The sequence below is a fragment of the Rhizobium sp. BK456 genome, assembly GCF_014194045.1.
In the GTDB taxonomy this organism is placed as follows: Bacteria; Pseudomonadota; Alphaproteobacteria; order Rhizobiales; family Rhizobiaceae; genus Rhizobium; species Rhizobium redzepovicii.
In genome coordinates this window covers 66,653-78,702 of sequence record NZ_JACIAO010000004.1, presented here as the reverse complement: position 1 = coordinate 78,702, position 12,050 = coordinate 66,653, and the positions used below count along the sequence as shown (strand labels likewise).

Below are 12,050 nucleotides of genomic sequence, written 5' to 3'. Positions count from 1 at the left end.
AGGCCGGACCGTTCGATCGAGGACTTTCTATGCGTCGTCCAAACATTAAAACGAGTTTGCTGTTGATTTTCAGCGGTGTAGCTCTTCTTTTCGGTCTTGTAGCCTATCTCGCGGTCGACGGTCTTCGCAAAACGAACGGCTCGACCGAGGAAATTGCCACCGACTGGCTGCCAAGCGTGCAGGCGTCGCAGGCAATCAATCTCGCCATGACGAATTTGCGCCTCACTTACCGCGATCACATCATCGCGCAGTCGGAGGCGGAAAAGAAAACACGCGAAGAGGCAATCAAAGTTGCCGAGGATGCGATACGCAAATCGGTCGACGCCTATCTTCCGCTGGCGTCGTCCGATCGCGAGCGCGACCTGATCAAGACGATCAAGGAAAGCGTTGAAGGTTACATCTCCAGCAGCTCGCAACTCCTCGTCCTTTCCCGTGCCAACAAGACCGAGGAAGCCGGGCAATATCTCGGCGGGGGAATGCGCTCTTATTCCGACAAGCTCAAGGAAGCCACGGCGGCCCTGGTCGAATTGAACGTCATCGGCAGCAAGAAGGCCGCCGACCTCAGCACGGAGACCTTCGCCTCCATAGAATTCTACCTGCTTGCAACGATCGCTGTCGCCGGGTTGCTCGTTCTCGGTGCTGTCGCTTTCGTGCTGAAGGCAATCGCCAACCCGATTACCGGCATCACCACCTCGATGCGGCGTCTGGCAGAGGGGGACACAGGTTCACAGATCCCATTTGCCGACCGCGCCGACGAAATCGGATCCATGGCAGGGGCGGTGGAGATCTTCCGCCAGGCCGCCATCGCGAACAAGCGGATGGCGACAGAGGCCGAGGAAAACCGCGTCCGAGCGGAGGCTGACCGCGTTGACACCCAGAGGCTGGCGGAAGCCGACGCATCGGAGCGGTTGCGCATCGCCACCTCGGGTCTCGCCGCCGGTTTGAAGCGGCTGGCCGCAGGAGACCTTGCCTTCCAACTCGACGAGGCCTTCGCGCCCGATTTCGAGGCACTGCGCCACGACTTCAACCAGTCCGTGACCCAGCTTGGCGGGACGCTCCGGGCTATTTCCGACAGCATCGGCACGATCGATGAAGGCACGCGCGAAATCTCCTCCGGTGCAAGCGATCTGTCGAAGCGCACGGAGCAGCAGGCGGCCTCGCTTGAAGAAACGGCAGCCGCACTGGAAGAGATCACCGCAAACGTTGCGAACTCCAGCAAGCGGACCGAGGAGACGCGCACGGTGGCCACCGAGGCAAACCGCAGCGCCGGTATCTCGGCGGAAGTCGTTTCCCACGCCGAAGAGGCAATGGAACGCATCGAGACCTCGTCGCAGCAGATCTCCAACATCATCAGCGTCATCGACGAAATCGCGTTCCAGACCAATCTTCTCGCGCTCAATGCCGGCGTGGAAGCCGCCCGTGCCGGCGAGGCCGGCAAAGGCTTCGCGGTCGTCGCCCAGGAAGTGCGCGAACTCGCCCAGCGCTCGGCAAGTGCAGCCAAGGAAATCAAGGGGCTGATCCAGAACTCTTCGAAGGAAGTTGAAAGCGGCGTCAAGCTCGTCCGCGACACCGGCCAGGCCCTGAAGACCATCGGCGGCTTCATCACCCAGATCAATCACCATATGGACTCGATCGCCACTTCTGCGAAAGAGCAGTCGATCGGCCTCAGCGAAGTCAACGTTGCGGTCAACAGGATGGACCAGACCACGCAGCAGAACGCGACCATGGTGCAGGAGTCGACGGCAGCAGCAGATTCACTCGCGCAGCAAGCCCAGACACTTCGCGAGCTTATCGCCCAATTCAGGCTCGACGATACGACGTCCAACCAATCGTCAGCCCTTCGCTCGACGGCAAGAACGATGGCGCAGCCGACAGCCCGCGCCGTGATCCATGCGGTTGCCGCTCGCCGCTAAAGCAGGTCGCGCAAAAGTGTGCAGCGGTTCTGCGGCAACGGCCCTCGCCCTCGCCCTAACCGCTTGCACAGACCAGAGATGAAGGCGCCCCGCAATGCCGGGCGCCTCTCTTTTTATCGTGCGGCGAAGGCCGGATTGCGCCGGGCGCCCATTCTCAGCACGAAATAGATCGCCCCGCCGATTCCGACGCCGAAGAACCAGCCATAGGTGCCCCACCAATCCGGCAGGATGCTGGTGAAGGTCGGCAGAATCGAGGAGAACAGCGCGCCGACCGCGAATGCGATGAAGGCATTGCCGTGCCAGCCGTTCTGGAAGCGGAACTCGCCATTCTCATGATAGAGCGCCTCGACGTTCAGCTGGCTTTTCCGGATGAGATAGTAGTCCACCATCATGATGCCGAAGATCGGCCCCATCGTCGACCCGATGAAGTTGACGAAATGCGCCGCACCCGTCTCCCAGGGAGCAAACGGATAAAGCACGAGAGCGATCAATGCGGCAATGTATCCGCCGCGTTTGAAGTTGATCTGGCGCGGGAAGACGTTGGCGAAGTCGAAGGCCGGCGAGACGAAGTTCGCCACGACGTTGATGCCGAGCGTGGCGATCGCGAATGTCAGGGCCGCAAGCAGCGCCAGGAACCAGCTTTCGAATTTCGCCGATATCATTTCCGGATGCAGCAGAACCTCACCATAGACGGTGAAGGCCGCCGTGGTGGTGACGCCTGCGACAAGGCAGAAGGCCAGAAGGTTGATCGGCAGACCCCAGAGATTGCCCTTGCGCAGCGCCTTTTCGCTGGTTGCGTAACGCGAGAAATCGCAGAAATTCAGATAGAGTGCTGCGAAATAGGTGATCCAGGTGGCGGCCACCGCGGCAAGTGCTGCAAACGAGCCGGGCTCGCCCGGCACGCCGGCATCCTTGGTCTTCTCGATCAGCACGTCGCGCGGGATCTCCGAACCGAAGGAGAAGGTGCCCGACTTGACGACCAGATAGACGGCCAGGATCAGCATCATGATCCAGACGGCCGGACCTGCCCAATCCTGAAACTTGCGAACCGTCTCCATGCCCCGCTGGATGATGAGCAGTTGCAGCGCCCAGACGACGATGTAGCAGATAAGTTCGAGGGTCGAGTGGCCGAGCATATGGCTGTTCTGATGGAAGGCGAGCAGGCTCTCGTTGCGGATCAGAAGAGCGACGATCGCGCCGGATGCGGCGGCGGTCTGCGCGCCGTACCAGAAGCAGGCGACCACCGCCCGAACCAGGGCCGGAACGTTGGCGCCGAACGTGCCGAAGGAAGCACGCGCCAGAACCGGAAAGGGTACGCCGGTGCGCACGCCGGCATTGCCGACCAGGCTCATCAGCACAAAGATGACCAGCGAGCCGATGCCGATGGCGATGACGAAATTCACGAAGCTGCCGCATAGCAGGAACAGGCTCGCCGCCAGATAGTAGCCCCACAGGCTGTGAACATCAGATGTCCAGACGTTAAAGATACTGAACGCACCCCATTTGCGCTCCTCGGCGGGTGCAAGATCCTCGTTGTATAACGAGGGAGACGGATTTCGAATGCTCATGAATGCCCTCCCATATCCCCTGAGGCCGACTCGACCCCGGACGGAAGTTTGCGCCTCATTTAGGCATCTGACAATTTAATAGTCATATTGTACACAATGTCGGTGCCCGCGCTGTACAGATCCCGCTGGGCGCCTCGCGCGGATTAGTGTGCGCCGACAACGCGTCCGGCCAGACGAAACGGGCTTGCGACTGCAGCGCCGGCCGCGTCGAAGACATAGGCGCCGACGTCGCCGGCGGATGTACGCTTGCCGCTTTCGAAGGAGGCAAGCTGCGCACCGAACTTGGCGAGTGATGCATAACGATCATGCCCCAGTCCGTCGGACGCCTGGATCGAGGTGATGTCGATGACCCGGAGCCTTTCTTTCACGGCGGCCTCCTCGATAACGGGATCGTTGATATCGAGACGCCCGACGCGCGGCCGCTCTCCTGCGATGAAGCTCGAGGCCACGAGCGCCCGGTCGTCCTTGGAAACGAGCAGGGATATGGGGATCGGCATTCGCCCGATATCCGCCAGTTGGGAGCGGAAGACATCGACGTCGATGTCGGGGGCAGCGAGGATTACCGCCAGTTTGTCGACGACATCGTCGCGATGCTGCAGCTTGAGCTGGCGGACCGTCTCCATGACCAGGAACCCACCCATGCTATGTCCGAACAGGACGATGCGTTTCACCTTGCCGGAGGCCGAAAGCGAGGTGACGAGGGAATCGAGCGCGCTACGCGAGGCGAGCGCCGCATCCCGGTCTGCGACATATCCGGCGACGGCTGCAGCCGAAGGCCAGGAAAACAGGATCGGAGCCCCCGGCATTTTCGCATCCGCGGCGATCTGCGCCGTACGATAGAGCGCCTCCTGGTAACTGTAGTTGTAACCATGCACGAAGATGCCGATGGTGCCGTCCGGCTGCACCGACCGGAGCGCCTCCTCAACGAAGGCGTCCTTTGCAAGCTGCTTGCGGCCGATGACGGCAAATTGCCGTTCGGGATCCAGTGTCGAGGTCGGGTATGCGATCGTGGTACCCTTCCTGTCCGGAGGGACCGAAAATGCATATTGCTCATAGGTGAGGTTGTCGGCCCATGCGCTCCCAAACCCGCCCCGCATGGTATCGGGGGTCCTGTTCGTCGCAGCCAGCACGCTAACCCGGTTCGAAACGGCCTCATCGGCCCGAGCCTGCAGATGCACCGGCTTCAAGACATCAGGCGTCGGCCTCGAGACGCAGCCCGTCAGCGCCACCAGACCGAGCGCGACCAGCACGGCAGGAGCTATCTTCGCAAGCCCGTTCAAACGTCGTTGCTCCACCGAGCGATCCCTTCGCAGGTCAAGGCGCGCAGCGGCCGCTTCGGCCGCTGCGATGGCTGACGGACTCGTTCATGCCTCTGCCGGGACATCGGCCTTGACGGCTTCGTCTCTCGGGATCCTGAACCATGCGACGTAGAGCGCCGGCAGGAACAGCAGGGTGAGCGCGGTTCCCACAACGATGCCGCCCATCATGGCGTAAGCCATCGGTCCCCAGAATATTTCGCGCGAGATCGGGATCAGCGCGAGGGTGGCAGCCGCAGCGGTTAGCATGATCGGCCGCATGCGGTGCTCGGTCGCCTCGATGACCGCCTGCCAGGCCGCAACACCCTCGGCGCGCAGATGTTCGATCTGCACGACCAGGATGACCGAGTTGCGGATCAGGATGCCGATCAGCGCCAGTATGCCGAGGATTGCGACGAAGCCCATCGGCGCATTGCTGAGCAGCAGCGCCGCCACCACGCCGATCAGCGCCGTCGGGGCGACCGCGAAGACCAGGAAGAGGCGGCTGAAACTCTGCAGCTGGATCATCAGGATCGTCGCCATGATGAACAGCATCAGCGGAGCCACCGCCGCAATCGGCCCTTGCGCTTCGGCGCTGGATTCGACCGCACCGCCCACTTCCACTTTGTATCCCACAGGCAGGCTCTTCTGGAATTCCTCGACCTTCGGCTTGAGCTGGTCGACGATCGTGGCCGGCTGCGTCGAACCAATGACGGCCGCCTTGAGGGTGATCGTCGGCTGCCGGTCACGACGCCAAATCGTCGGCTGCTCGAGCTCGTAGCGGAAATTCGCAACCGCCGAGAGCGGCACGACCTTGCCGTTGGAGGTCGAGAGCTGCAGATTCTCAAGCGTCTGGATGGAATCGCGTTCGGAAGCCCGGGCGCGCCCGACGACGTTGACCAGATAGATGTCATCGCGGATCTGTGTGGCGGTAGAGCCTTCAACGATGCCGTTGAGAGCGGTGGCGATATCCTCCGAGGAGACGCCGAGCTGGCGCGCCTTGTCCTGCAGCACATCGACCTTGACCACACGCGAGGGTTCGTTCCAATCAAGCACCATGTTCGACAGCAGCGGATGTTGCCCGACGACGCCGGCAAATTGCTGGGAGACTTCCCGGACTGTCTGGATATCGGGGCCGCTGATGCGGTACTGGACCGGCTTGCCCACCGGCGGACCGATGTCGAGAAGCTTGACGAAGGCGTCGGTGCCCGGGAAGGTTTTCGTCAGATAGTCCTGCAGTTCCGCCCGCACCTTGTCGCGCACGTCGAGGCCTTTGGTGACGATCACCGTCTGTCCGAACGACACGTCGGGCGTCTGCACGTCGAAGGAAAGGATAAAGCGCGGGGCGCCCTGGCCGACATAGGTTGTCCAGTGATCTATATCCTTGTTGCCGCCCAGCATCTCTTTTTCGAACATGGCCATCTGCCTGTTGGTCTCGGCGATCGAACTGTTATGCGGCAGGTTCCAGTCGATGATCAGCTCGGGCCTGTCAGAATTGGGGAAGAACTGCTGCTGCACCAGCCCCATGCCGCCGATCGAGAGGCCGAAGACGCCGACAGTCAGTATGATGGTGATCCAGCGCCAGCGCATCGCCAACCCCAGAAGCCAGGAGAAGACGGCGGCAAAGCGGCCCTTCTTCTCATGATGCGACTTCATGGTCTTCGGCAGGATGGTGACGCCGAGAAGCGGCGTGAACAGCACCGCCACAATCCAGGAAACGACCAGCGAAACCGCGATGACCACGAAAAGCGTAAAGGTGAATTCGCCGGCGGCGCTGTTGTTGAGACCGACGGGAATGAAGCCGGCGACGGTGACGAGCGTTCCCGTCAGCATCGGAAAGGCGGTCGACGTATAGACGTAGGTTGCAGCTTTCCTCAGATCGTCGCCCGCCTCCAGGCGGGCCACCATCATTTCGACAGCGATCATGGCGTCATCGACGAGCAGCCCGAGCGCGATAATGAGTGCGCCGAGCGAGATGCGCTGCAGCGAGATGCCGGAATATTCCATCACCACGAAGGTGATCGCCAGCACGAGCGGTATGGAGATCGCCACCACCATACCAGCGCGAAGGCCGAGGCTGATAAAGCTGATGACGAGCACGATGACGATCGCTTCGAAGAGCGCCCGGGTAAAGCCGGAAACCGCCTCATCGACGACATGCGGCTGGTCGGAAACACGGTGGACGTCCACACCGATCGGAAGATCGCCGACGACACGTTTCATCTGCGCATCGAGCCCCTCGCCGAACTGCAGCAGGTTGGCGCCCTGTTTCATGCCGATGGCAAGTCCGATCGCCGGCTGGCCGTCGAACCGGAACAGCGATGAGGGCGGGTCCACATAGCCGCGCTTGATCGTAGCGACATCGGTCAGCGGGAAGAAGCGGTCGTTGATGCGAAGGTTGATCGACCGCAGGCTTTCCTCGGAGGTAAACTGTCCGCTCACCCGCAAGGCAATACGCTCCGGCCCGGCATCGACGAAGCCGGATTGCGTCACGGCATTCTGCGCCTGCAGGGTCTGGATGACAGACTGCTGGTCGATGCCGAGGGCTGCGATCTGGCGGGTGGAGAATTCGAGATAGATCGCCTCGTCCTGCGCGCCGACCACATCGACCTTGCCGACATTAGGCACGGTCAGAACCTCGGAGCGGGCATCTTCCACAAGATCGCGAAGCTGGCGCTGGGTCAGGCCGTCACTGGTGAAGGCGTAGATGTTTCCGAACACGTCGCCAAAGCGATCGTTGAAGAAGGGACCGACGACGCCGGTCGGGAAATCGCCCTTGATGTCGGCGATCATGTTGCGGATGCGCAGCCAGGTCGGCGCGACATCCCTTGCCTTGGTGGTCGGCAGCAGTTCGACGAAGACTGTCGTCTGGCCGGCGACGGTCTCGCTCTTCGTGTAGTCGAGCGATTCCAGTTCCTGGAGCTTCTTCTCGATCCGGTCGGTCACCTGCCGCGTCACCTCATCGGCGGAGGCGCCCGGCCACTGCGCGGTGATCACCATCGTTTTGATCGTGAAGTTCGGGTCTTCCTCGCGGCCGAGATTCAGATAGGAGAAGGCGCCGGCGAGAATGAAGACGATCATGAAGTACCAGACGAGCGACCGGTGTTCGAGCGCCCAGTCGGAGAGATTGAAGGACTTCACTGGCTGATCTCCTGGTCGATCCTGATGGCCTGGCCATCCTCAAGTTTATGCACGCCGGCCACGACCACCCGTTCTCCGGGGGCAAGCCCTTCGGTGACGCGGACAGTGCCGCCATCGACTACGTCTCCGTCGATCTTCACGCGGCGGCGCGAGACTTTCTTGCCCGGCACATCGACGATCCAGACGCTCGGGCCGTCGGTGGCGGCAAGGATTGCCGAAGACGGCAGCACGATCTCCGGATCGGCGGCGATGGTGGCTAAGGCTGTGATGACGGAGCCAAGCCTGAAAGCCTCAGGCGGATCGCTGAGCGCGATCTTGGTCCGGCTCGTCCGCGTAGCCGTCTCCGCCTCCGGCGCAATCTCGCGCACGACGCCGGATGTGCGGATCGTCGGATCGAGCTGCAGCGTCACCTCGAACGGCGCACCGATGTTCAACCTCTGGGCGGCGCCCTGCGGCACGTCGACAACGGCGTCGCGCTTGTCCGGCCGCGCGATTGTCACGACGGTCTGGCCGGCGGAGACGACCTGACCGACCTCGGCCGAGGTCGCCGTCACCACCCCGTCGAATTCCGCCCGAAGCTGGGCATAACCGAGCTGCTCCTTGGCTTTGTCGAGATTGGCCTGCGCCTTGGCGACGGCAGCTGCGGCCGTGCGTCTTGCCTGCTCGGCCTCTTCGAGCGCGGCCTCGGTGCCGGAGCGCGACTCCAGCAACGCGCGCTGGCGCTGCTCGGTGGTCACGGCGTTTCTGAGCTGAGCGTCGCTGTTTTCCACGTCGGATTGGGCGCTGCGCACCGCAAGCTCCAGCCCCAGCGGATCGATGGCGGCAACCACGTCACCCTTCTTGACGACATCCCCGACATTGACATTGCGGGCGATCATTCGCCCGAGAATCCGGAAACCGAGTTCGGTCTCGATCGTCGGCTCGATCGTGCCCGTCAGGCTGAGCCTCGAAGCGGACGTCTGCTTGACGGTCATCGACAGCACCGGACGAGGCGCCTCCTTTCCGCTCTCGTCTTCCTTCGGCGCGCAAGAGGAAACCAGGGCCGTGCCCACCATCAGTGCGACTATCTTGAGACGAATACTCACTTGGAAGCTTCCTTGAGATAAGACACGATTTCACCGGGTCTGAGGAATTTGGTCCCGTCGGTCACCACGGTCTCTCCTGTCGAGACGCCCGATTTCACGATGAAGCTGCCGGTCTCGTAACCGGCAACGTCGACCGCCCTGACCGAAACTGCCGACGACGCGGGATCGACGATCCAGACGGCCGGTTTGCCATCCTTGGAGGTCATGGCCGACCAGGGCAATTGGATGACGTCCTGCGGGACGTAAGTGAATCGCCCGACGACGGGAGCGCCGAGCGGAATGGGAGCATCGCTCGTTATCGCGACCTTGACCCTGATCGTGCCGGTGGAGGAATCGATCGTCGGAGAAATTTCGCGAACCCTAGCCGTGATCTTCTGCGAAGGGGCCGACAGAAGGGTCACGGTTCCATCGCCGTCCACCGGACGCAGGAATGCGCTTTCGACCACTTCGAACACGGCGTCACGGTCGCCGTCATGAGCAAGGGTAAAGACAACCTGGGCTGCCTGCGCCACCTGCCCTACTTCGGCATTGCGCGCGGTGATCACACCGTCGGCATCCGCCTTCAACTCCGTGTAGGACAGAGTGTCCTGAGCCGTTTCCAACAGTGCCTGCGCCGACTTCGCCGATGCCTGCGCGGTCAGAAGCGCCTCTTGCGCCTGATCGAGCGCGGCACGCGTCGTCACCTGCGTTCGAAACAGACTCTGCTGGCGATCATAGGCAAGCTGCGCTTGGGTCTGCTGCGCCTCAGCGGACTGAAGATTGGCGGCGGCCACATCCAGGTCGGCCTTCTGCTCTTCCGGATCGATGCGCGCAAGCAGTTGGCCCGCCTTCACGCTCTGCCCGACCTCCACCAACCGCTCGACGATCTTGCCGCTGACGCGGAAGGACAGATCGGTCTGGATACGGGCCCGAACTTCTCCGGTCAGCGCGCCGCCCTCGGCCAGTGGCTCAGACTTGGCCACGACGACGCCGACCTGCCGCGGGATCGGCTCTGTCGGCCCGCTCGAATCGCTGCATGATCCGAGACCGATGGCGCATACGATCGCGATAGCGATCCGAATGGTTCTCATAGTTGACCTCTTGCTCTCCACGGCAGCTGCTATATAATTGACTGACGCATTAGTCAATGAAACTTTGCGCCGCAGGGACGAGTGCGCGCGCAACAGCGGGGAGGTGGGAAATGGCAGCTCAGAAGAAGCTCACAAGGGCGGAACAGAAGGCGCTACGGCCCGTCCAGATCCTGCATGCCGCCTTTGAGGAATTCGTCAAATGCGGCTTTTCCGGCACACGGGTCGAAGACATCGCCGACAGAGTCGGCGTCACCAAGGGCACGATCTACGTCTACTTCGAGACGAAGGAAAAGCTATTCGAAGCCATGATCATTCACTTCTCCGTGCCGTTTCAGGAGCTGCTCGCGATCGCCGATCGGCTGAGTGGCAGCGCTACCGACAGGTTGACGTCCATTCTCGGCCTCTTTTACGACCAAATCCCCGAGGACCGCACGACGCGCGAATTGACGCGGCTGGTCATTTCGGAGGGACAGCGTTTCCCCGACCTGATCGATCGCCACCACGATCAGTTCATCGCGCCGATCATTGCCAAGATCGACGCCCTCATCCTGGAGGGTGTGGCGGCGGGTGAGTTTCGTCCAATTCCGGTGGAATTTTCCGACATCGTAGTCGCGCCTATCCTGACGACGACGGTTCTGCGGCTGATATTCGACGACCGCCGCGTGCCCACTCCCAACAAGGAGGCCTTCCTGCGGACCTATTTCGACCTGCTGTTCAACGGCCTGCTCGCCAATCCCCTGTGATCACCAATGGCTCTCGGCGCCCGCAATCATCGCCCGTTTGCGGCAGCGCTGCGGCCAGTTATCGCCGAAAGCGGAAAAATAGGCGAAAGCGCACGTAGCTTTTCTGAAGTCTTTATGTGAAAACATCGCGTTAGCTTGTGTCTTCGAAGGCACAACCTCAATTCGCGACGGAATAAAAGTGGAACGCAAAGTCAATCTCAAGGATGTCGCGCGCGACGCTGATGTATCGCTGAGTACGGCCTCGCATGCGCTGAACGGAACCGCGCCGCTGACGGTCGAAGTGCGCGAACGGGTCCTGGATTCGGCCAAACGCTTAGGATATCTCGACCGCCGCAGGAAGAAGGCGACGATCGCGGCGCTGCGCGTCCTGCTTCTTGCCATTCCGGGCGATGCCGCGCCGGAGAGCGACCTTAACCTGGTGAGCTGGACCATCCTCAACGGCCTCAGGAAGGAGTGCGAGCGTCGCGGCATCCGGATCGTGCCTTTCGTCAGCACCGGACGGCGCATCGACGGCGCTGAGGTCAGGCAGATCGCGCTCTCCGAGCGCGCCGACGGCATCGTGGTGCTGAACGACGATCAGCCGGAACTCATCCGCAGCCTCTCTTCCCCTGATATGCCGGTTGTTATCGTCAACGGCGAGGATCCGGCCATGCTGGTCGATACGGTGACACCGGAAAACCGCTTCGGGGCGCGTCTTGGCATCGAGCATCTGCTGGCGCTCGGACATCGCCGCATCCTGCACCTGACCTGGAAGGGCCGCACGACCATCCAGCGCAGATATGACGGCTTTTCCGATGCCTATTTCGCTGCACAGCTTCCCGTGCCCGAAGACATGATCGTGGAGGCCGAAGGATATGAGCCTCGTCACGGCGAGGCTGCCATCAACGCGCTGCTCGACCGCGATCCCACGATGAAAGGTGCCACCGCCGTCTTCTGCGCCGCCGACAATCTGGCGCTCGGCTGCCTGAAGGCATTGGCCGATCACGGCATAGGCGTGCCTGAAGCGATCTCCGTGCTGGGCTTCGACGATATCGTCCCCGGCGAATTCAGCCGTCCGCCGCTTTCAACCGTCAGCGTACCTACCGACAAGCTCGGCGCTGCCGCCTTGGCGCTCATCGAACAGAGGCTGGTCGCCAACGACCCGCAGCGGCCGGCCCATCGCCTGGAACTCGGATGCCACCTCGTTCTGCGCGGCAGCATCGCCCCGCCGCGCTAAAAAAATCATCCGAAGGCGT

General features: G+C 61.9%; 8 protein-coding genes. 3 read left to right on the top strand and 5 right to left on the bottom strand.

Annotated features, from left to right (window positions below):
• Window positions 1-29: 29 nt before the first annotated feature.
• Window positions 30-1,913 (top strand): methyl-accepting chemotaxis protein, encoded by a 1,884-nt coding sequence (locus FHX03_RS13230; protein ID WP_183854025.1) that lies wholly within the window; start codon window positions 30-32, stop codon window positions 1,911-1,913.
• Between the two features lie 113 nt (window positions 1,914-2,026).
• Here the strand turns inward: FHX03_RS13230 and FHX03_RS13225 are convergent, their stop codons facing one another.
• The 5 genes from FHX03_RS13225 to FHX03_RS13205 form a co-directional block, all read right to left on the bottom strand.
• Complete coding sequence (locus tag FHX03_RS13225; protein ID WP_131710500.1) at window positions 2,027-3,481, bottom strand: NCS1 family nucleobase:cation symporter-1; 1,455 nt, start codon at window positions 3,479-3,481, stop codon at window positions 2,027-2,029.
• 143 nt (window positions 3,482-3,624) lie between these two features.
• The gene (locus FHX03_RS13220) at window positions 3,625-4,776 is read right to left on the bottom strand and encodes an alpha/beta hydrolase (protein ID WP_131710499.1); all 1,152 of its coding nucleotides are present in this window, start codon (window positions 4,774-4,776) and stop codon (window positions 3,625-3,627) included.
• A gap of 69 nt (window positions 4,777-4,845) precedes the next feature.
• Complete coding sequence (locus FHX03_RS13215) at window positions 4,846-7,917, bottom strand: efflux RND transporter permease subunit (RefSeq protein ID WP_131710498.1); 3,072 nt, start codon at window positions 7,915-7,917, stop codon at window positions 4,846-4,848.
• Window positions 7,914-9,002 (bottom strand): efflux RND transporter periplasmic adaptor subunit, encoded by a 1,089-nt coding sequence (locus FHX03_RS13210; protein ID WP_097628079.1) that lies wholly within the window; start codon window positions 9,000-9,002, stop codon window positions 7,914-7,916. The genes FHX03_RS13215 and FHX03_RS13210 overlap by 4 nt, the downstream gene beginning before the upstream one ends.
• The gene (locus FHX03_RS13205) at window positions 8,999-10,072 is read right to left on the bottom strand and encodes an efflux RND transporter periplasmic adaptor subunit (RefSeq protein ID WP_097628080.1); all 1,074 of its coding nucleotides are present in this window, start codon (window positions 10,070-10,072) and stop codon (window positions 8,999-9,001) included. Before FHX03_RS13205 ends, FHX03_RS13210 begins: the two co-directional genes overlap by 4 nt.
• A 110-nt stretch (window positions 10,073-10,182) precedes the next feature.
• Here FHX03_RS13205 and FHX03_RS13200 point away from each other — a divergent pair, with 110 nt between their 5' ends.
• Entirely contained in the window at window positions 10,183-10,815 is a 633-nt protein-coding gene (locus FHX03_RS13200; RefSeq protein WP_097628081.1) for a TetR/AcrR family transcriptional regulator, read from the top strand.
• 178 nt (window positions 10,816-10,993) lie between these two features.
• Complete coding sequence (locus tag FHX03_RS13195; protein ID WP_097628082.1) at window positions 10,994-12,031, top strand: LacI family DNA-binding transcriptional regulator; 1,038 nt, start codon at window positions 10,994-10,996, stop codon at window positions 12,029-12,031.
• Window positions 12,032-12,050 lie beyond the last annotated feature (19 nt).

Excerpts from the sequence above, each read along its gene's own strand:
- FHX03_RS13200 (WP_097628081.1), top strand. The coding sequence starts at position 10,183 with ATGGCAGCTCAGAAGAAGCTCACAAGGGCGGAACAGAAGGCGCTACGG.
- FHX03_RS13205 (WP_097628080.1), bottom strand. The coding sequence starts at position 10,072 with ATGAGAACCATTCGGATCGCTATCGCGATCGTATGCGCCATCGGTCTC.
- FHX03_RS13230 (WP_183854025.1), top strand. The coding sequence starts at position 30 with ATGCGTCGTCCAAACATTAAAACGAGTTTGCTGTTGATTTTCAGCGGT.
- FHX03_RS13225 (WP_131710500.1), bottom strand. The coding sequence starts at position 3,481 with ATGAGCATTCGAAATCCGTCTCCCTCGTTATACAACGAGGATCTTGCA.